The organism is Pseudomonas sp. MF7453, from assembly GCF_016405455.1.
GTDB lineage: Bacteria > Pseudomonadota > Gammaproteobacteria > Pseudomonadales > Pseudomonadaceae > Aquipseudomonas > Aquipseudomonas paralactis.
Genome location: NZ_JAEKCN010000014.1, coordinates 215,608 through 236,080 on the forward strand (window position 1 = coordinate 215,608; position 20,473 = coordinate 236,080).

The window sequence follows — 20,473 nt, forward strand, 5'->3', positions numbered from 1 at the left end:
ACGCCAGCTACGAGAACGCCATGGATCTGCGCAACCGCAACAACGTGAATGTGATGGGCGACGGTCCTTCGACACTGGTGTTTTCCCATGGCTTTGGTTGCAATCAAGCAATGTGGAATCAGTTGGCGCCGCACTTCAGCCAGCGCTTTCGCGTGGTGTTGTACGACCTGGTCGGTGCGGGCCTGTCGGACCTCGGTGCGTTCGACAAAGCCAAATACCAGGCCCTGGACGGCTACGCCCGCGACCTCAACGAGATTATCGACGCCTACGCCCAAGGCCCGGTGATCCTGGTCGGCCACTCCGTCAGCGCGATGATCGGCACCCTCGCCGATCGCTGTGCCCCTGGGCGCATTGCCGCCCACGTGATGATCGGCCCTTCGCCGCGCTATATCGACACTGACGATTATGTCGGCGGCTTCAAGCGCGACGATATCGACGACCTGCTCGATACCCTCGACAGCAACTACCTGGGCTGGTCGAGCGCCATGGCCCCGGTGATCATGGGCGCGCCGGACCAACCGGCACTGAGTACCGAACTGACCGAGAGTTTCTGCCGCACCGAGCCAGACATCGCCAAGCAATTTGCCCGCGTGACCTTCCTCTCGGATAACCGCCAGGATGTACTGGGCCTGACCACACCGGTATTGATTCTGCAATCAACCGACGACCTGATCGCCCCCGTAGCCGTGGGGGAATACCTGCACCGCGTGCTGCAAAACAGCACCTATTGCCTGGTGGACAATGTCGGCCATTGCCCGCATATGAGCGCACCCCAGGCGTGCGCTGCGGCGATGGACCGGTTCCTCGCCCCATGGGCGCCTGCCGATGCCCGCTGACTCGCTGTTCGACAGCGCCGCCTGCGCCCTGGCCGTCACCCAGGAAGACGGCACGATCCTGCACGTCAACCCGCGCTTGAGCGACTGGCTCGGGTTCAGCGCCGCCGAGTTGCAAGGGCGGCGCTTTCAGGACCTGCTGACCATGGGCGGGCGGATTTTCTACCAGACCCACCTGGCGCCGATGCTACGCATGCACGGCAGTGTGACGGAGGTGAAGCTCGACATTCGCCACAGCGCCGGGCACAAAGTCACCGTATTGCTCAATGCCAACCGGCGCCAGCAGCAAGGCGGCGTGGTGTATGACCTGGCGCTGTTCGGCACCACCGACCGCGACAAATACGAGCGCGAGCTGCTCAATTCACGCAAGTTGGCCGAGGCGCTGCTCCAGGAAAAAACCGCCACCGAGGTCGCATTGCAACAGGCCCAGGCCGAACTCAGCGCAGCCTATGCGGTTGCCCAGCGCCGGGCGTTGTTCGCCGAACAGATGGTGGCGATTGTCAGTCATGACTTGAAAAACCCTCTTACCGCCATCCGCATGGCTTCAGACTTTCTTCAGCGCGGCGAGCGCACGGCCAAGGAGCGCCAACTGCTGGGGCATATCGGCCAGTCATCCGAACGCGCTCATCGCATGATCGCCGACCTGCTGGACTTCACCCAGGCGCGGGTCGGCCAGGGCATCACCATCAAAGCGGTGCCGCTGGATTTGCACAGCGTTATTCAACATGCGGTGGATGAACTGCGGGTGGCCTTCCCCAGAGCCACGCTGGTGCACCAGGCCGAAGGCAGCGGCGGGGCGTGCCTGGATGGCGACCGAGTGCAGCAGATGATCGGTAACCTGGTTGCCAACAGCGTGGCTTATGGCGACCTGCTGCAACCAATCACCATCACCTCGCGCCTGGGCGAAAACGCCTGCGCGGTCGCGGTGCATAACCATGGCGTGGCGATTCCCGAAACGCTGCTGGCCGGATTGTTCGAACCCATGACCCGTGGCACCGACCAGGGCAGCGACGTACGCAGCGTCGGCCTGGGCCTGTATATCGTGCGCGAGCTGGCCAAGGTGCATGGCGGCGATGTGGCAGTGACGTCCTGTGCAATCGCCGGTACTACGTTTACCGTAACCTTCTAGGACAGGTACGCGGTGCCCTGCATAATCGGCTCGACACGGCCGGTGAGGATCACTGCGCCCTGCCCGTCCCACTGCACCGTAACCGCGCCGCCGTCGCATTCGACCTCCACGCTGTCATCAAGCAACCCGCGCCGAATCCCATTGACCACCGCGCCGCAGCAACACGAACCGGAACCCAACGGCACGGCGCCGCCACGCTCCCAGATGCGCAGGCGGATACGGCCACGGCTCAACACCTGCACAAAGTGCACATTGGTTCTGGCCGGGAACAGCGGATGGGTTTCAAGCGCCGGGCCCATCGCTGCAACATCGATAGCCGCGATGTCGTCCACAAAAAACGTGCAGTGCGGGTTGCCCATGCTGCAGGCCGCCGGGTTACCGTCCATGGGAAGCACGAGGGTATCCACCGCCTCGGCCAGCGGCACCGCCGCCCAGCCCAGCGACGGCGCGCCCATGTCCACCGACACCCGCTGCCCGTCGACACGTGCGCACGTCAGCAAACCGCGATCGGTGCGCAACACGACGGTGTCGATGCCGGCCTCGTGCATCAGGCGGTCGGCCACCCCGCGAGTCGCGCTGCCGCAGGTTGCCAGGGGCGTGCCGTCGCAATTCCAGAACTCGATACGCGCGGCAGCGTCTTCACAGTCGAGCACCACCGCCAACTGATTGAACCCGATGCCCGAGCGGCGTTTACCCAGGCGGGCGACAACCTGTGCAGTAATGGGGTTGTCCTGGCCACGGCGGTCAATGATGATGAAGTCATCGCCATGGGCGTGCATCTTCACGAATGGCAAGGTCATGGGCCGCTGGTCCTGTTGTCGAAGTGAAGCCGTTCTAATAACACTGTAGGAGCGAGCTTGCTCGCGAAAATAGTGAAGACGACAAGTTTTATCTGGAAGTTCGCGTTAGCGTTGACGTTTTTCGCGAGCACGCTCGCTCCTACAAGGGATTGATGTTCATGCTTTTTGTATTCAGTGGTTTGCCCGGCAGCGGCAAGACCACGGTTGCCAGGGAACTGGCGCGACAGACCGGCGCGGTTTACCTGCGTATTGATGTGATCGAACAGGCGCTGCGCGATGCCGCGGTATTGGCCGACGATGTGGGCGCCAGCGGCTACAGCGTGGCTAATGCACTGGCGCTGAGCAATCTGCGTCTGGGGCAACGGGTTATCGCCGATTGCGTGAACCCGGTCAGCGAGAGCCGCCAGGCCTGGCAAGCCGTGGCGACGTCAGCGAAGGTTGAACTGATCAATATCCAGGTGGTGTGTGCTGATCAGCACGAGCATCGGCGCCGTGTGGAAAGCCGCGTGGGCGATATTCCCGGGCTGGCGCCGCCGACCTGGCAGTCGGTGCTGGTGCACGAGTATGAACGCTGGGATGAGCCGCCGTTCAGGCTGGATACGGCGCAGATGACGCCTGCTGAGTCAGTTGCAGCGATCCTGGCCCAATTCCCCCCAACGCCATAGGTTTAGTGGGGGAAGTTGCCGCGCAACGCCTCCAGGCCACCGCCGTAGACGCCGGCAAATAACGCCTCCGCCGCCGCATCCGTGGTGCCCGCTGCCGGAGTGAACACGCCGGACCAGGTGACTTTGGCCGACGATTCAGTCAACGCTTCAACCTGCAAGGTCGCCAGATAAGCACTCACCGGAAACGGTGATGTTTCAATGGTGTAGCTGTAGGTACGCGCCACGTTGTCGAAGCTCTGCAAACGCTCGACTATCTGGCCGCCGTCAGCGCTTGTCAGGTGACGCACGCGGCCACCTTCGCTCGGCTCGCTCTTGGCGATAAACGGCAGCCAGTCGGGCAGGCTGTTGAAGCCGCCGATCAGTTGCCAGACCTGGTCGGCCGAGGCCGGGATTTCAATTACTGAAGACGCTGTTGCCACGATAAATACTCCAATCAGGGAAAAATCAGATCGCCATGCTGTCGACAACGCCGCCGTCTACGCGCAAGGCGGCGCCGGTAGTGGCAGACGACAACGGTGAAGCAATGTACGCCACCAGATTCGCCACTTCATCCACATTTGCGGCGCGCTGGATAATCGAGGTGGGCCGCGCGTTGCGCACAAACACATCGGCTTCGTCCCGCGCACTGCGCCCGGACTGGGCCGTGGCGTCCTTGAGCATGTGTTCCAGGCCGTCGGTAAACGTCGGCCCCGGCAGGATCGCATTCACCGTCACCCCGGTGCCTGCCAGGCGCTTGGCCAGGCCGTGGGAGACCGCCAGATTGGCGCTTTTGGTCACGCCATAATTGATCATGTCGGCCGGCGTCGCCACCCCGGACTCCGAGGATACAAAGATCACCCGTCCCCAGCCCTGCTCGACCATATCCGGTACATAGTGCCGTGCCAGGCGCACGCCGCTGATCACATTGACTTCATAGAAGCGTGTCCACTCACTGTCTGGCGCGTCGAAGAAATCCACATCATTGAAGATGCCCAGGTTGTTGACCAGGATGTCGGCGCGCGGTTCAGCGGCGAACAGTGCCTCGGCGCCCTCCAGGGTGCCAAGGTCGGCCACCACCCCACGCAACTCGGCGGCCGGAACCGCTTGGCGAATGCTGGCCAGGGCGTGGTCAACCTTGCCCGCGTCGCGCCCGATCACCACCACTGTGGCACCCGATTGCGCCAGGGCCTGGCTGATGCCCAGGCCGATACCGGCGGTGCTGCCGCTGACGATGGCTACTTTGCCGCTCACATCGATTTTCATGCTCAAGCTCCTTGGGGTTAGAGAGGCAACGGCGCGCGGTCCGAAATCAATCGGGCCTCGCGCAACGCTTGCCAGAAGGCTGCTGGAATCTGTTCTGACAACGCCGCAACGTCTTCGGCAATCCGCCCCGGACGACTGGCACCGGGAATCACCGCCGCCACTGCCGGGTGCGCCAGGGAAAACTGCAACGCCGCGGCTTTCACGCTGACGCCAAATGCCTGGGCAATCGTCTTGATCTGCTCGACCTTGCGCAGGATCGCCGGGCTGGCTGGCTGGTATTCAAAATGTGCACCGCCCGCAAGGATGCCGGAGCTATACGGGCCGCCGACAACGATCTCGACGTGCTGGGCTGCGGCGGCGTCCATCAGGCGTTGCAGGGCGCGCTCGTGGTCCAGCAAGGTGTAGCGACCGGCCAGGAGGAAACCGTCAGGCCGGGCTTCGGCCAGGTCCAGGGTCAGCTCGCACGGCTCGACGCGATTGACGCCCAGCCCCCAGGCTTTGATCACGCCCTCTTCGCTCAAGCGGGTCAACACTTTGAAGGCGCCGGTGCGGGCCTGGTTGAAGTAGTCCAACCATTGGTCGCCGTAAAAATCCTGGGCGATATCGTGAATCCACACAATGTCGAGGCGATCGGTTTGCAGGCGCTTGAGGCTGTCTTCAATGGAGCGCAGGGTAGCGTCGGCGCTGTAGTCATTGAGCAACTTGTTGGGGCGGCCGTGTTCGAACACGCCGCTTTTTTCGCCGAGGTCGCGGGGGCTGGCTTCGACTTCATCCAGAATCACCCGGCCAACCTTGGTGCTGAGCACGTAGTCATCACGGTTGTGGTGGGACAGGGCCTGGCCCAGGCGGATTTCCGACAGGCCCGAGCCGTAGAACGGCACGGTGTCGAAGTAACGCACGCCCTGGTTCCAGGCGGCTTCGACGGTGGCCTGGGCTTCGTCTTCGGCTATGGCGCGGAACATATTGCCCAAGGGCGCGGTGCCAAAGCCCAGTACGCCGGGCAATGTGTCTTTCAAACTCATGGTGGGAGCCTCAATCGGTTCAAGGTCGCTGTGACCGTTGAGCAGATCCTAGATTGCGCCGATCAGACCGTCCAAGACATACTGCGACCAACTTGAGTCCTCGCAGGTCTTATATGATTGATCTACGCCAACTGCGCTACTTTGAAGTGGTGGCCGAAGAAGAACACGTCGGCCGCGCCGCCGAGCGCCTGCACATTTCCCAGTCGCCCCTGAGCCGGCAGATCGCCCAGCTTGAGGAGCGCCTGGGCCTGACCTTGTTCGAACGTAGCCAGCAGCGCATCCGCCTGACCCGGGACGGCCAGACCTTTCTGGCCGAAACCAAGGCGCTGCTGACCCACGCCAACCGCCTGGAATCCCTGGGCAAGCGCCTGGGCCGCGGGGAAGAAGGCGGCTTGTGCATTGGCTATATCGAAAACGCCATGCACGCCGGTGTGCTGCCCAATGCCTTGCGCATACTGCGCGACGACCGGCCCACGGTGCATATCAAGTTGTATAACCAGCCTTCCCTCGAACAGTTGGAGGGCCTGCGCCAACGCAGTCTGGATATCGCTCTGGTGAGCGAACCTCCCGCTGCCGACGACCCGGACCTGACCGCCTTGCAGGTGCTCGACGACCCGATGCTGCTGGCCCTGCCCGAACAGCATCCGCTGGTCCGGCAACGCGAAGTGCTGCCCGAACACTTGGCCGACCAGCAATGGATCGGCGTGCAACGCAAACCTGGCGCCCACCCGGCCGATGACTTTATTGCAGCCTGCATCCGTGCCGGTTTCACCCCGCAGATTCCAATGGAAGCCGGCGAACCCTTTACCGCACTGGGCCTGGTGGCGTCGGGGCTTGGGGTTGCGATGGTGCAGAAAGGCCTGAGCCGCAATGCCCCGCCTGGGGTGGTGTTGCGAGAGTTGCCGTGGCTGACCTACACCACACCGTTGTGGGCGGCCTGGCACCGCGTTAATTTGCGGCCGTTGGTGGAAACCTTTCGCAAAGTGCTGACCGAACCTGAGGCTATCTGACTGACGCCCTGCAACCCGCTCCCACAGGGGACCTATGCCGGGTGATGATTTTGTGGACAACGCAGAACCAGTGTGGCTGGCTTGCCTGCGATAGCGGTGGTTCAGTCACCATCAATGTTGGTGAACCGACGTCTTCGCGGGCAAGCCCGCACACAGGGGACCTATGCCGGGTGATGACTTTGTGGGCAACGCAGAACCAGTGTAGGAGCTGGCTTGCCTGCGATAGCGGTGGTTCAGTCACCATCAATGTTGGTGAACCGACGTCTTCGCGGGCAAGCCCGCTCCCACAGGGGACCTATGCCGGGTGATGATTTTGTGGACAACGCAGAACCAGTGTGGGAGCTGGCTTGCCTGCGATAGCGGTGGTTCAGTCGCCATCAATGTTGGTGAACCGACGTCTTCGCGGGCAAGCCCGCACACATTGGTTCTCAGAGTGCTTCGCGCAAGCGATACCACAACATTCCCAACGCCAGCAGTGGCGAACGCAGCGCCTTGCCACCGGGAAAGGTCATGTGCGGCACCTGGCTGAAAATATCCAGGCCCTGGCTTGCACCCGCATGTAACCCTTCGGCCAGCAGCCGTGCGCACCAATGCGTCACGTTCAAGCCGTGACCGGAATAGCCCTGGGCATAGAACACATTGGGGTACTGCTTGAGCCGCCCGACCTGGGGAAAGCGGTTGGCGGTGATGCCAATCTTGCCGCCCCACTGGAACTCGATGGCGGTGTCGGCCAGTTGCGGGAACACCTTGAGCATTTTCGGGCGCATGTACGCGGCGATGTCCTGGGGGTCGCGCCCCGAGTAGTGGCAGGCACCGCCGAACAACAGGCGCCGGTCGGCAGTCAGCCGGTAGTAATCCAGCCCGACTTTCTGGTCGCACAGCGCCAGGTTCTGTGGGATCAACTGCTGGGCTACTGGTTCAGGCAGTGGCTCGGTGGCGATGATGTAGCTGCCCGCCGGCAGCACCTTGCCGCCCAGGCGCGGCTCCAGGTCTTCCAGGTGCGCATTGCACGCCAGCACCAACTGGGCGGCGCGTACCGTGCCGCCGGCGCAGCGCACTTGCACGGTTTCGCCATGGATCAGTTCCAGCACCTCGGTCTGCTCAAAGATCCGCACGCCGAGCGCTTCGGCCACCTGTGCCTCACCGAGCACCAGGTTGAGGGGGTGCAGATGCCCGGAGCCCATATCGACCAGCCCACCGGCGTACACCGTCGAACCCACGACCTGGGCCATGTCCTGCGCGCCCACCAGGCGGGTTTCAGGGGTATAGCCCATGGCTGCCAGTTGCGCCTGCTCATCCTTGAACGCCGCGAATTGCGCCGCCGTGTTGGCCAGTTCACAGAAACCCCAGCGCAGGTCGCAATCAATCCCATGTTCGCCGATGCGCTCGCCCACCAACGCCACCGAGTCGATACCGGCGCGCGCCAGATAGCGCACGCCCTCCTCGCCCACGTATTTGGCAAACCCGGAAACATCATGACCGATACCCCGAATCAATTGCCCACCGTTACGCCCACTGGCGCCCCAACCAATGCGACGAGCCTCCAGCAGAATCACCGAGAGACCGCGCTGGGCCAGTTCAATGGCCGTGTTGACCCCGGTAAACCCGCCGCCGATCACACACACATCGGCGCTCAGGTCCGCATTGAGTGCCGGCCGTTGCGGCATGGCATTGGCTGTCGCGCGGTAATAAGACTGCGCATGTTGATTGGACTGAATCATCGGTTGGACTTCACTTTGCTCCAGGCGCGGGTCATTACACGCATGGTCGCCGGTGTGGGCGTGGTGGAAATATAGAGCTTGTCGAGGACTTCCTGGGGCGGGTAAACCTCAGGGTTGTTCACCAGCTCCGGGGCCATGAACGGTTTGGCCGCCGGGTTGGCGTTGGCGTAGCCCACCGAGGCGCTGACCTTGGCGATCACTTCGGGTTCGAGCAGGTAGTTGATAAACGCGTGGGCCTCTTTGGGGTTGCTGGCGTCGGCAGGAATCGCCAGCAGGTCGAACCACAGGTTGGAACCTTCCTTGGGAATCGAATAAGCAATGTTCACTCCATTCTTGGCTTCCTCGGCGCGATTGGCGGCCTGGAACACGTCGCCGGAATAACCGAAGGCCACGCAAATATTGCCGTTGGCCAGGTCCGAAATGTACTTGGAGGAATGGAAATAGGTGATGTACGGCCGCAGCGTCAGCAGCTTGGCTTCGGCCTGTTTGTAGTCCTCGGCGTTCTCGCTGCGCGGGTCCTTGCCCATGTAGTTGAGCATCGCCGGGAACAACTCATCCGGCGAATCGAGGAAGGCCACGCCGCATTCGTGGAGCTTTTTGAGGTTGTCCGGCTCGAACAGCACCGCCCATGAATCGATGCGCTCAATACCCAGCACCTGCTTGACCTTGTCGACGTTGTAGCCGATGCCGTTAGTGCCCCACAGGTACGGCACCGAGTGCGCGTTATCCGGGTCGTTCTGCTCCAGCAGCTTGAGCAGCCGGGGATCAAGGTTCTTGAAGTTGGGCAGTTGCGCGCGGTCCAGCGTGAGGAACGCACCGGCCTTCACTTGCCGCGCCAGGAAATGGTTGGACGGCACCACCACGTCATAGCCGGTGCGCCCGGCCAGCAACTTGCCCTCCAGGGTTTCGTTGGAGTCGAACACGTCGTACACCACTTTGATCCCGGTCCTGGCCTGGAAGTCCGCCAAGGTGGTTTCACCGATGTAGTCGGTCCAGTTGTAGACGCTCACCGTCGACGCCGCCTGGCCGCTGGCACTGAACGCCGCCGCCAGCGCCAACGGGAAAAGCTTGTTCACAAGACGCATATCGTCACCCCTTTTATCGTTGTTTTAGACGCTCAACAGCAGGAACTCACGCTCCCAGGAACTGATCACCCGCTTGAAATTCTCGTGCTCGGCGCGCTTGACCGCCACGTAGCCGCGCACGAATTTTTCGCCCAGGTACTGCTTGACCGTGTCGCAGTCTTCCATGCGTGCCAGGGCATCCTCGAGGGTGAACGGCAGGCGCAGATTGCGGCGCTCATAGGCACGGCCTTCCACCGGCGCACTGGGTTCGATGTACTCGATCATGCCCAGGTAGCCACACAACAAGCTGGCAGCAATCGCCAGGTACGGATTGGCATCGGCACCCGGCAAGCGGTTTTCCACGCGCATCGCCTCGGGGCTGGACGTGGGTACGCGCAGGCCGACAGTGCGGTTTTCTTCGCCCCATTCGACGTTGACCGGCGCCGAGGTGTCCGGCAAAAAACGCCGAAACGAGTTCACGTTGGGGGCAAACATCGGCAGCAGCTTGGGGATGTACTTCTGCAGACCGCCGATGTGATGCAGGAATAACGCGCTCATGTTGCCGTCGGCATCGACGAACACCGGTTTGCCGGTGGCGATTTCGACCACGCTCTGGTGCAGGTGCATGGCGCTGCCGGGCTCGTCGGCCACCGGCTTGGCCATGAAGGTGGCGGCCACGTTGTGCTTGAGCGCGGCCTCACGCAGGGTGCGCTTGAACACGGTGATCTGGTCGGCCAGGTCCAGGGCGTCACCATGACGGAAGTTGATTTCCATCTGCGCGGGGCCGTCTTCGTGGATCAGCGTATCGAGGTCCAGACCCTGGGCTTCGCACCAGTCGTAGACGTCTTCGAACAGCGGGTCGAATTCGTTGGCGGCATCGATGGAAAACGACTGGCGCCCGGTTTCGGCACGGCCCGAGCGGCCGATGGGAGTTTTCAACGGCAGGTCCGGGTCTTCGCAGCGCTGGGTCAGGTAGAACTCCATTTCCGGCGCGACAATTGGCTGCCAGCCTTGGTCGGTGTAGAGCTGCAGGACTTTCTTCAACACATTGCGCGGTGACAGTTCAATCGGGTTGCCCTGTTTGTCGAAGGTGTCGTGGATCACGATGGCGGTGGGTTCGATGGCCCAGGGCACCACGTAGGTGGCGTTGGCGACCGGGCGGCAGATCATGTCGATATCGGCCGGGTCCAGCAGGTCGTAATAGATATCGTCGTCGACAAAGTCCCCGGTTACCGTTTGCAGCAACACACTTTCCGGCAGGCGCATGCCTCGCTCATGCAGGAACTTGTTGGTGGGTGCAATCTTGCCGCGTGCGATGCCAGTCAAGTCACTGATCACGCATTCGACTTCGGTAATCTTGTGTTCTTTCAGCCAGGTGGAGAGCTGATCGAAGGGGGCGTTCATAAGGACCTCGTCTTGGGTGGGATGCGACGCCGGGTTGTACTCCCAGCGCATTGAGGTCTATCTTGGGCCAGCCTTGAAACGGCATCTATCCACTTTGCACGCAGTACAACGCACCAATAGAGTGCGCACGGATCCCCCATGACACAGGCAAACGCTTTGCGCGTACAGGCCTTCGCCACCGGCGATGTGACCGCCCAATGCAGTGCCACACCCGGTTGGGTGCAGCATTACCAGCAGATGTCCCCCGGGCATTTCGCCGGGCGCGTGCGCTACCTCGATCTGCAAGGCGTGCAGGTGTATGAAGAGTGCATGAACACCCGCGTGGAGCAGCATTTCAACGCACCTGCCGGCGCCCTGGCGTTCTGTTTCGACGCCAGTGACAACGCGCTGTACCTGCTCAATGGCGAAAGCCGCAACACCTGGATCACCCCGGTAAACTACCGCGAAGTAGCCGTGGTGTTCGGCCCGCAGTTCGTCCAGCGTCAGGGCCTGGATATAGCCAAACTCGAAGGCTTGTTCATGGCACCGCTGACCTGTCGGCAAAATGCGCTGTTCACCCGCTGGCTGAGCGGCACCCTAACGCGCCTGTCGGCACTGACCGACCCCATCAGCCGCGATGCGCTCACCCAGCAGTTGCTCTACGATTGCCTGTTCATTCTCGACAACGCCTGCGTGTGCCTGGACGGCAGCTCGTTGCAAAAGCGCGCAGAAGAACGCCGGTTGATGGCGCGCATCGGCGAATGGGCGGCGGATGCTCCGGATGAAACTGCCAACCTGTTGGAACTGGCGCAGATTGCGGGTGTGCCGTTGCGCCAATTGCAGCAGGGCTTCAAGACCTACACCGGAATAAGCCCGGCGCAGTGGTTGCGGTTGCGCCGCTTGAATGGGGCGCGACGAGAGTTGCTCAACTCAATGGGGGCTACAGTAGCCGAGGTCGCGATGAATTGGTCGTTCTGGCATTTGGGGCGGTTTTCAAACAGCTATCGGGCGCTTTTTCAAGAGCTGCCCAGCTAAACCCTGAGACGCTGCAGCTGAAAAAAAGCGCTTGACCTTGTGGGAGGAACAGGCAAAACCGTCCCCCCCACCCTTGTAGGTCAATCAGGGCTGCGCTTTCAGAAAGGTCGAGATCAATTGATTGACCTGCTCCGCAGCCTCCAGTTGCACCATATGCCCCTGCCCCGGCAGTACATGCACCTGAGCCTGTAGCCCTTGGGCGTGACTTGCCGGGATGATCGCATCGTCGCTGCCCCAGATCACCAGGCTCGGCTGGCGGCCCACCTCATTGCGAAGATCCAGCATTTGTCGCCCGCCATCGAACAGCTTCTGATTGAGCTGGCGCAACGTTTGATCCACCCCTTCCAGGCGCTTGAATTTGAGCATGTCCTCCAGCATCTGCCGCGTCACCAGCGCAGGGTTACTGAACAGTTGAGTCAATGGCGGCTTGAGCGCGTTACGGTTGTTGGCTTCGACAAAACCTCGCAGGTAATCGCCGTTGATATCCGCACCCAGACCCGCGCTGGCGATCAAGGTGATGGAGGCGATACGTGCAGGCGCCAGGCTGGCGACGGTGAGGGTCACCAGCCCACCCATGGAGTGGCCGGCCAAATGCACACGGTCGAGCGCCAGGTGGTCGAGCAATGCCAGTACGGCGCGACTGAGCTCCGCGGCGTCCCCCGTTTGCAGAGACTTGCCCGACTCCCCGTGCCCCGGCAGGTCCAGGGCAATCACCCGGCGTTCGGCGGCCAGGGCCGGTTGATTGAACAGCCAGTTGTTCAGATCGCCCCCGAAGCCGTGCACCAACACCAGCGGCATGCCGCCCTCGCCCATGTCCAGATAACGCAGCAAGCGCCCGCCCACCTCGACTTTGTGTGCGCTGGGGCCCGCCTCTTCGGCCTCGGCGGCGCTGGAAACAAACCCGGCGTTGAAGCGTTCGATCACGCTATCGATTTCAGCCTCTGTCGCCTCGCCCTCCACCACTATCCCCAGTAGAGCGCCCACCGGCAGGGTTTCATCGCTGAGCGCCAGCACCCGACGCAGCACGCCGCTAAAAGGTGCCTCGACACTGCTGGAGATCTTGTCGGTCTCCACGTCCAGTACTTCTTCGCCCTTCTCCACTCGGTCGCCGGGTTGTTTGAGCCAGACATCGATGCGGCCCTCGGTCATCGACAGGCCCCATTTGGGCATGGTCAGGGTATGAATCATGCGGCGGTCCTCTTGTCGGCGATCTTCATCACGGCCGCCTCGATCTTCGCGGCGTTGGGGATGTACAGGTCTTCCAGCGCATCGGAAAACGGCACCGGGGTGTGCGGCGCGGTGACCATCTCGATGGGGGCGCGCAGGAAAGCGAACCCCCGCTGGGCCACCAGGGCACTGATGTCGGTGGCGACCGAGCAGCGCGGGTTGGATTCGTCGATCACCACCAGGCGCCCGGTTTTTTCGACACTCTCAAGGATGCTGTCTTCATCCAGCGGGCTGGTAGTGCGCAGGTCCAGCACTTCACAATCAATGCCTTGACGCGCCAGGTTGGCCGCGGCTTCCAGCGCGATATGCAGCATGCGCCCGTAGGTCACCAGCGTCACATCCGTGCCCTCCCGCACAAAGTTGGCTTCGCCAAACGGGACCGTGTACAGCTCTTGCGGCACGTCGCCCTGCAAGCCGTAGAGCATTTTGTGCTCAAGGAAAATTACCGGGTCATTGTCGCGGATCGCCTGGATCAACATGCCCTTGGCATCGTAGGGCGTGGCCGGGCATACCACCTTGAGGCCGGGGATATGCGTCCACATGGAGGTGAGCATTTGCGAATGCTGGGCAGCCGCCCGCAAACCGGCGCCGTACATGGCACGGATCACCAGCGGTGTAGTGGTTTTGCCACCGAACATATAGCGGAACTTGGCAGCCTGGTTGAGCAGTTGGTCCAGGCAGCAGCCGATGAAGTCGACGAACATCAATTCGCACACTGGGCGCATGCCACGGGTAGCGGCGCCCACCGCCATGCCCACGTAGCCGACCTCAGACAACGGCGCGTCCAGCACGCGTCCGGGAAATTGCGGGTGCAAGCCCTTGGTCACGCCGAGCACACCGCCCCATGCGTCCTGCTCACCGGGGGAACCGGTGCCACCGGCCACATCCTGACCGATGATAAATACGCTCTGGTCACGGCCCATCTCCTGGGCCAAGGCTTCATTGATCGCCTGCTGGTAGCTGATTTTACGAGCCATTAGATTCTCTCCACATCTTGTTTTTATAAAGTTGGTGATCAGCGATAAGCCACGTAAACGTCGCTTAGCAGGTCGGCGGCCTGGGGCTTGGGGTCGGTTTTGGCCAGGCGTACGGCGTCTTCGATCAATTGCGCCACTTCACCGTCGATGCGCTCGAACTGCGCTGCATCCAGCCAGCCTTCGGCATGGCAGCGCTGACGGAACAAGGCCAGGCAATCGGCGTTTTCACGCAGGTTTTTCACTTCGTCAGCGCCGCGATAGGTTTGCGCATCGCCCTCGAAGTGCCCGTAGAAACGGCTCAGCTTGACCTCGACCAGTGTCGGCCCGTCGCCTTGGCGCGCCCGCTCCACAGCAACGCCGAGCGCTTCATGCACAGCGAAAAAATCATTGCCGTCGACGATCACCCCCGGCATACCAAACCCGGCGGCGCGCTCGACGATGTCTTTGCATGCCACCGACCAACCGGCGCCAGTGGCCTCGGCATAACCGTTGTTTTCGGCGACAAACAAACATGGCAGCTGCATGATCGACGCCAGGTTCATCGCTTCAAACACGGCACCTTCATTGGAGCCACCGTCGCCAAAAAACGCCACTGCCACGCCCTGGCTCCCCTTGAGCTTGGCAGCCAGCGCCGCACCCGCAGCCAATGGTGCGCCGGCCCCGACAATGCCATTGGCGCCGAGCATCCCTTTCTCCTGGTCGGCGATGTGCATGGAGCCGCCCTTGCCGCCGCACACGCCGGTTTTCTTGCCATAGATTTCGGCCATCATGCCGAACACGTCGACGCCCTTGGCGATGCAGTGGCCGTGACCACGGTGGTTGGACGCGATGCAATCATCGTCATTGAGGTGCGCCATGACGCCGGCGGCGCAGGCTTCCTGACCGGCATACAGGTGAACGAAACCGGGGATCTCGCCGGTAGCGAACTCCACATGCAGGCGTTCTTCGAAATCGCGGATGGTGCGCATCACGGTGTAGGCATGCAGTAACTGATCGGTGCACAGGTGGGTGGACATCTTGTTGTTCTCCAGGTTGTCTCGACGCACAAAAGACTGGCTGCGGCCAGTGCCAAGCTGTTCAGCACAGCCTGTGCCAACCGTCGAGAAAACCTGGCAAAGCCTTGATCCAGAGCCGTGCCGCACAGCGATGCCCAGGCAAGTGGTCGGCTATATGTGAGACGCAACCACGCAGTGCGCCCCTTGAGTCTCAGCGGCATGAGACGCAGCGTCTCAATGCAGGCGTTGGTCAGGGTGCCCTTGTCCGTCGGCGCACATGCGCGCTTAATAACGCGCATAACAACAAAGCTTGAGAACCGGAGGCTTTATGCTCGCCATGAGCTCCAGGGAGCATGTCGACTGTGTCAGTCGCGTGGTCCGCAATGCCGAGCGCCTGCCCCAGGCGCCCGTGCCGTCGCTGATCTTCGATTCGTGGCGGCGGTCCATGGAGCAACACCGCCTGGACCCCGGCTCCCTGCAAGGTCCACGCATCCTCAGCGAACCCTTGCTCAAGGAGTGTCGCGAGCGCGCCGAGCTGTTCATGCGCATCGCCGGCGAAGAAGTCGCGCAGTTGCACCACCGCGTGCGCCATGCCGACTACTGCGTGATGCTCACCGACGCCCAGGGCCAGACCATCGATCACCGTGTCGATGCGAACATTCGTACCGACTGCCGCAAGGCCGGCCTTTACCTGGGCACCTGCTGGTCGGAAGCCGAGGAAGGCACCTGCGGCGTGGCCACGGTGCTGACCAGTAAAACCGCGGTGACGGTGCACAAGCGTGATCACTTTCGCGCAGCGTTTATAGGCCTGACGTGTTCCGCCGCGCCCATCTTCGACCCGCAGGGCCACCTGCTGGGCGTGTTGGATGTCTCGGCGCTCAAGTCGCCGGATGACCGCGGCAGCCAGCACCTGATACGGCAGATGGTGGCGCAGAGCGCCCAGGCCATCGAAAACGCTTTTTTCATGCACAGCGCCCGGCAGCACTGGGTGTTACAAGCCCATAGCACCCCAGGTTTTGTCGACAGCCAACCCGACCTGCTGCTGGCCTGGGACCAGGACGGACGTCTGCACGCCTTGAACAGCAAGGCGCGTCAAGCCCTGCGCTTGCGCTTTGGCCAGCTGCCTGAGCATATCGGCGAAGTGTTTGACGTGGATGCATTGCGTGCAGCCACTGATCAGTCAACCCGGCAGTTGCACTGGCGGGGCAAGCCCGACGCGGTACACGTGAGGGTCAATGCACCCCGACGCCCCTCGGTTCGGGCGCTGCCAGAGACTCAAGTCGACCCGCGGATCCAGGAGCACCTGCGCTTGGCTGCGCGGGTCAAGGACCGCAACCTGCCCGTGCTGGTGCAAGGTGAAACCGGCGTCGGCAAAGAAGTCTTCGCCCGCCAGTTGCATGAGCACAGCGCGCGCCGGGACGGGCCGTTTGTGGCGGTGAACTGCGCGGCGATTCCGGAAAGCTTGATTGAAAGCGAACTGTTCGGTTATTCACCCGGCGCCTTCACCGGAGCTTCCAGCAAAGGCATGAGCGGGCTGCTACTGCAAGCCGACGGCGGTACGTTGTTCCTTGATGAAATCGGCGATATGCCGCTGGCGTTGCAGACACGTTTGCTGCGGGTGCTGGCCGAGGGAGAAGTCGCACCGTTGGGCGCAGCCAAAACCCGTGTGGTGAATATTCAGGTGATCTGCGCCAGCCACCGCGATTTGGCGGCGCTGGTCAGCGCGGGCCGGTTTCGGGAAGACCTGTACTTTCGCCTCGGTTGCGCGCGCTTCTGCCTGCCACCGTTGCGCGAACGCACCGATAAGCTGGCCCTGATCAATCGGCTGTTGGAGCAAGAGGCACGTAACAGTGGCGTGTCGTTGGGCATCGGCCAGGCCGCGCTGCAATTGCTGCTGGGTTACGCGTGGCCAGGCAATGTGCGGCAACTGCGACATGTGCTGGCGTACGCCTGTGCGGTGTGCGAAAGCACTACGCTGCAAGTGGCGGATTTGCCGATTGATATTCGGGGCGAGCAGCCTCAAGGGCTGGCCGAACAGAGCGCCAGCCCCGAGCGTCAAATGGTTCTGGATGCGTTGATTCGCCATCGCTGGAAACCCTCGCCTGCGGCACAGGCCCTTGGGATTTCAAGGGCAACCCTGTACCGGCGCGTGAACCAGCTGGGTATTGATATGCCCGGCAAAACCCACTGATACGAGGGGTCGACTCCCACGCAGGCGAGTCGACCCACGCTGTCAGCGGTAGACCAGGCCACCGTCGATCAACGGCGCCTGCCCGGTCATATAGTCGGCGTCCGGGCCTGCCAGAAATGCCACAAACCCCGCCACATCCTCCGGCGTTTGCGCACGGCCCAAGGCAATCCCATCCACGTACTGCTTGTAGGTTGCCCCCACCTGCGCCCCGGTAATCTCGGCCATGCGCTTGTCGATCTCAACCCACATATCGGTGCCCACCACACCGGGGCAATAGGCGTTTACCGTGATCCCCGCGCTCGCCAGTTCCTTGGCCGCCGCCTGGGTCAAGGCGCGTACCGCAAACTTGCTCGCCGAATAGACCCCTAACAGCGCAAAGCCTTCATGCCCTGCGATTGAACAAGCATTGATGATCTTGCCCTTGTGCTTGAGCGCCTTGAATTTGTTGGCGGCCGCCTGGATCCCCCAAAGCACGCCCTTGAAGTTGATATCCAGGGTGCGCTCGACCTGCTGCGGGCTGACGTCGAGCAATGAGTCGATCTGCGCCACTCCGGCGTTATTGACGATGATGTCAAAACCGCCCAGCGTCTGGTGGGCGTGCTCGACCGCTGCTGTCACCTGTTCGCGCCTGGATACATCGGCGATGAACACAGAGGCTTTGCGGCCGGTGGCGACGATTTCGGCGGCCACGGCGTTGAGCTTGGCGCCGTCGATGTCCACCAGCGCGACATCGGCGCCATCCTGCGCCAGGCGCATGGCAATAGCCCGGCCTATGCCCTGCCCGGCGCCGGTGACCAGCGCAACTTTACCTGCGATACCCATGACAATCTCCTGAAACGATGAGGGGAGCCTTGTCTATCGCAAGCCAGCGTCTGGCTGTCGAGCCGCAACGGGATCGGCATCGGAGCTGAGACGGGTTGTCTCGCCGCGCGAACATTGCGCGAAAGCTTGTAAAAGCCCGCGCTTATGCCTAGTTTAGGCGCCCCCCGCCCAGCGCTTTAAGGCCTTGCCCCATGGTTTTGCGTTTTCGCCCCGTCGTCACTTCACGTTTCGCCCTCGGCCTGTTACTCAGTGGCGGCATCGGCAGCAGCCTGGCCGCCGAGATCCAATTGCCGACGGTGAATGTCCAGGGGCAGGATGAGTCCGGTTACCGCAATGAAAGCGCTTCGGTGGGTGGTTTTGACGAAGCGCCATTGCTGGACACACCCGCCTCGATCACGGTGATCAACGCAGCCTTGATCAAGGACCAGCAGGCACGCCTGCTCAGTGAAGTGCTGCGCAACGATGCCTCGGTGGGCGACAGTTACGCGCCCATCGGCTATTACGAAAACTTCGTGGTGCGCGGCTTCTCGCTCAATGCAGCCAGCAGCTACAAGATCAACGGGCGCACCATCACCGGCGAGCAGAACGTCGCCCTGGAAAACAAGCAGCAGGTGGAAGTGCTCAAGGGCCTGGCGGGTTTGCAGAGCGGTATTTCCGAGCCCAGTGGCGTGATCAACTACGTGACCAAGCGGCCTGAAGATGTGCGGTCGGTGACGGTGTCTACCGATGATCGCGGCAGCGGTTATATCGCCACCGATGTTGGCGGCTGGTTTGGCAGCGAGCAGCAGTTCGGCCTGCGTGCCAACGTCGCCCATGAAGACCTCAATTCCTATGTGGAACACGCCAACGGCCAGCGCGACTTCGTGTCCCTGGCCTTTGACTGGAACATCAGCCCCGACGCCGTGCTGCAACTGGATGCCGAGTACCAGAACAAGCAACAGCGTTCGGTACCGGGGTATCAACTGTTGGGGGGCACAGAGGTGCCCCACGACGCCTCGCCGAAAAAACTGCTGGGGCACCAGACCGGCGGCAAGCAGGTGGGGATTGATTCACTGAACCTCAACGGCAAGTTTGAATACCGTTTCAGCGATCAGTGGAAAGGCAGTGTCAGCGCAGCGCGTAGCAAGGTGGTGATTGACGATTACAGTTCGTTTGCGTGGGGCGGCGATACCAACGGCTTAGGCAATTACTTCACGCCGGAGGGTGACTATGACATCTACGACTATCGTAGCCCCGACGACACCCGCAGAGACGATGAAATCCAGGCGGCCATGACCGGCCTGTTCGACACCGGCGGCATCGGCCATGAACTGACGTTTGGCACCAGTGCCTTTCGCCGGGTGATCGACAAACGTGAGTCGGTCAACGACCCCATCGGCAGCGGTAATATCAATCAGGATACGCCAAGCTTCGAACCTACCAAAAAACCGCTGAACGACAGCCACCGCAACCTCGACAGCCGCCAGTACGGCCTGTTCGTCACCGACCGCATTCGCCTCAACGAGCAATGGCAAACGATCCTCGGCGGCCGTGAAGTGCGCCTGGACGAAAAAGCCTTCGACAGCGTCACCGGCAACCAGACGCGCCACACCCAACAGTACGTGTTCCTGCCCCAGGCCTCGTTGATCTACAAGCCGGTGGACAACGTTTCGTTGTACACCAGCTACAGCAAGGGCCTGTCCCTGGGTGGCACGGCGCCGTGGTTCGCAAAAATACCAGATGTAACTCTCGCCCCTACTGTCTCCCGCCAGATCGAAGCCGGGGTGAAATACGACTGGCGCCGTATCAGCTTCGCCGCCGCCGTGTTCCAGACCCGCCAGGCTTATCAGTACGCCAAACCGGAAGGTGGAGAATTTATCTATATGCAGCAGGGCCAGCAGAAGAACACCGGGCTGGAACTGTCCGCCAACGGCTGGGCCACCGACCGTCTGCAGATCGCCACCAGCGTGGCCGCGATCCGAGCGCGGGTGAGCGGCAGCGGCACGCCGGAATACGAAGGCCACCAAGCGATCAACGTGCCCAAGCTGCGCGCCAGTGTGTACGCCGACTACGCCCTGCCCTGGGTCAACGGCCTGGCGGTATTGGGCGGCGTGCAATACAGCGCCAAGAAGTCCGCCAATCGCACCGGCAACGTGGAAGTGGGCGACTACGCAGTGGTCAACGTCGGTAGCCGCTACACCACCAAGGTCGATGGCTACGAGACAGTGTTTCGCCTGAGCGTCGATAACCTGTTCGACAAGCGCTACTGGCGCGACGCCGGCGAATACATGGGCGATGACTACCTGTTCCAGGGCGCACCGTTGACGGCGCGCCTGAGTGCTTCAGTGAATTTCTGACCCTCGCCACAAAAAGCAGCG

18 protein-coding genes are annotated in these 20,473 nt (G+C 62.0%); 7 read left to right on the top strand and 11 right to left on the bottom strand.

The genetic code is table 11. The features are described from left to right. Positions 1 to 20: 20 nt before the first annotated feature. Together JFT63_RS22065 and JFT63_RS22070 are read left to right on the top strand one after the other, a co-directional pair. Positions 21 to 836: an alpha/beta fold hydrolase gene (locus JFT63_RS22065; RefSeq protein WP_057703613.1), complete on the top strand. Its 816-nt coding sequence runs from the start codon at positions 21 to 23 to the stop codon at positions 834 to 836. Further along, positions 826 to 1,962 carry a PAS domain-containing sensor histidine kinase gene (locus JFT63_RS22070; protein ID WP_186560117.1) on the top strand — a complete coding sequence of 379 codons (1,137 nt, stop codon included), beginning with the start codon at positions 826 to 828 and terminating at the stop codon, positions 1,960 to 1,962. Before JFT63_RS22065 ends, JFT63_RS22070 begins: the two co-directional genes overlap by 11 nt. Here JFT63_RS22070 and dapF read toward each other — a convergent pair. Continuing rightward, entirely contained in the window at positions 1,959 to 2,762 is an 804-nt protein-coding gene (dapF, locus tag JFT63_RS22075; protein WP_198844760.1) for a diaminopimelate epimerase, read from the bottom strand. The two genes, JFT63_RS22070 and dapF, sit on opposite strands and share 4 nt — an antisense overlap. 158 nt (positions 2,763 to 2,920) lie before the next feature. Between dapF and JFT63_RS22080 the strand changes: the two genes are divergently transcribed. Next, positions 2,921 to 3,427 (top strand): AAA family ATPase, encoded by a 507-nt coding sequence (locus JFT63_RS22080; protein ID WP_198844761.1) that lies wholly within the window; start codon positions 2,921 to 2,923, stop codon positions 3,425 to 3,427. 2 nt (positions 3,428 to 3,429) lie between these two features. Here JFT63_RS22080 and JFT63_RS22085 read toward each other — a convergent pair whose 3' ends face one another. Genes JFT63_RS22085 through JFT63_RS22095 form a run of 3 tightly spaced genes read right to left on the bottom strand, consistent with a single transcriptional unit; the run spans position 3,430 to position 5,691 of the window. Continuing rightward, positions 3,430 to 3,846: an SRPBCC family protein gene (locus tag JFT63_RS22085; protein ID WP_057703617.1), complete on the bottom strand. Its 417-nt coding sequence runs from the start codon at positions 3,844 to 3,846 to the stop codon at positions 3,430 to 3,432. A gap of 25 nt (positions 3,847 to 3,871) precedes the next feature. Next, entirely contained in the window at positions 3,872 to 4,669 is a 798-nt protein-coding gene (locus JFT63_RS22090; RefSeq protein ID WP_057703618.1) for an SDR family NAD(P)-dependent oxidoreductase, read from the bottom strand. A 17-nt stretch (positions 4,670 to 4,686) separates the two neighbouring features. Further along, on the bottom strand, positions 4,687 to 5,691 hold the full coding sequence (locus JFT63_RS22095) for an aldo/keto reductase (RefSeq protein ID WP_198844762.1): 1,005 nt from the start codon (positions 5,689 to 5,691) through the stop codon (positions 4,687 to 4,689). Positions 5,692 to 5,804: 113 nt separating this feature from the next. Here JFT63_RS22095 and JFT63_RS22100 point away from each other — a divergent pair, with 113 nt between their 5' ends. After that, positions 5,805 to 6,701, top strand: coding sequence for a LysR substrate-binding domain-containing protein (locus tag JFT63_RS22100; protein WP_057703620.1), 897 nt, complete (start codon positions 5,805 to 5,807; stop codon positions 6,699 to 6,701). 428 nt (positions 6,702 to 7,129) lie between these two features. On the opposite strand, the gene JFT63_RS22105 is transcribed toward JFT63_RS22100, so the two are convergent. From JFT63_RS22105 to JFT63_RS22115, 3 genes are read right to left on the bottom strand one after another with little or no spacing between them, the layout of a single operon-like run. Then, positions 7,130 to 8,422: an NAD(P)/FAD-dependent oxidoreductase gene (locus JFT63_RS22105; RefSeq protein ID WP_198844763.1), complete on the bottom strand. Its 1,293-nt coding sequence runs from the start codon at positions 8,420 to 8,422 to the stop codon at positions 7,130 to 7,132. Then, complete coding sequence (locus JFT63_RS22110) at positions 8,419 to 9,507, bottom strand: polyamine ABC transporter substrate-binding protein (protein ID WP_057704702.1); 1,089 nt, start codon at positions 9,505 to 9,507, stop codon at positions 8,419 to 8,421. Before JFT63_RS22110 ends, JFT63_RS22105 begins: the two co-directional genes overlap by 4 nt. 24 nt (positions 9,508 to 9,531) lie before the next feature. Then, the gene (locus tag JFT63_RS22115; protein ID WP_198844764.1) at positions 9,532 to 10,890 is read right to left on the bottom strand and encodes a glutamine synthetase family protein; all 1,359 of its coding nucleotides are present in this window, start codon (positions 10,888 to 10,890) and stop codon (positions 9,532 to 9,534) included. 138 nt (positions 10,891 to 11,028) lie between these two features. Between JFT63_RS22115 and JFT63_RS22120 the strand changes: the two genes are divergently transcribed. Beyond that, on the top strand, positions 11,029 to 11,904 hold the full coding sequence (locus tag JFT63_RS22120; RefSeq protein ID WP_198844765.1) for a helix-turn-helix domain-containing protein: 876 nt from the start codon (positions 11,029 to 11,031) through the stop codon (positions 11,902 to 11,904). Positions 11,905 to 11,988: 84 nt separating this feature from the next. Here the strand turns inward: JFT63_RS22120 and JFT63_RS22125 are convergent, their stop codons facing one another. Genes JFT63_RS22125 through JFT63_RS22135 form a run of 3 tightly spaced genes read right to left on the bottom strand, consistent with a single transcriptional unit; the run spans position 11,989 to position 15,124 of the window. Then, positions 11,989 to 13,092 carry an acetoin dehydrogenase dihydrolipoyllysine-residue acetyltransferase subunit gene (locus tag JFT63_RS22125; protein WP_198844766.1) on the bottom strand — a complete coding sequence of 368 codons (1,104 nt, stop codon included), beginning with the start codon at positions 13,090 to 13,092 and terminating at the stop codon, positions 11,989 to 11,991. Next, positions 13,089 to 14,108 carry an alpha-ketoacid dehydrogenase subunit beta gene (locus tag JFT63_RS22130; protein WP_186563222.1) on the bottom strand — a complete coding sequence of 340 codons (1,020 nt, stop codon included), beginning with the start codon at positions 14,106 to 14,108 and terminating at the stop codon, positions 13,089 to 13,091. The genes JFT63_RS22125 and JFT63_RS22130 overlap by 4 nt, the downstream gene beginning before the upstream one ends. A 38-nt stretch (positions 14,109 to 14,146) precedes the next feature. Continuing rightward, positions 14,147 to 15,124, bottom strand: coding sequence for a thiamine pyrophosphate-dependent dehydrogenase E1 component subunit alpha (locus tag JFT63_RS22135; RefSeq protein WP_198844767.1), 978 nt, complete (start codon positions 15,122 to 15,124; stop codon positions 14,147 to 14,149). Positions 15,125 to 15,431: 307 nt separating this feature from the next. Here JFT63_RS22135 and JFT63_RS22140 point away from each other — a divergent pair, with 307 nt between their 5' ends. Further along, the gene (locus tag JFT63_RS22140) at positions 15,432 to 17,294 is read left to right on the top strand and encodes a sigma-54-dependent Fis family transcriptional regulator (protein WP_186563226.1); all 1,863 of its coding nucleotides are present in this window, start codon (positions 15,432 to 15,434) and stop codon (positions 17,292 to 17,294) included. Positions 17,295 to 17,336: 42 nt separating this feature from the next. On the opposite strand, the gene JFT63_RS22145 is transcribed toward JFT63_RS22140, so the two are convergent. Beyond that, complete coding sequence (locus JFT63_RS22145) at positions 17,337 to 18,116, bottom strand: acetoin reductase (protein WP_198844768.1); 780 nt, start codon at positions 18,114 to 18,116, stop codon at positions 17,337 to 17,339. Positions 18,117 to 18,307: 191 nt separating this feature from the next. On the opposite strand from JFT63_RS22145, the gene JFT63_RS22150 reads away from it, so the two are divergent. Next, complete coding sequence (locus tag JFT63_RS22150; RefSeq protein WP_198844769.1) at positions 18,308 to 20,452, top strand: TonB-dependent siderophore receptor; 2,145 nt, start codon at positions 18,308 to 18,310, stop codon at positions 20,450 to 20,452. The last annotated feature ends 21 nt before the right edge of the window (positions 20,453 to 20,473 follow it).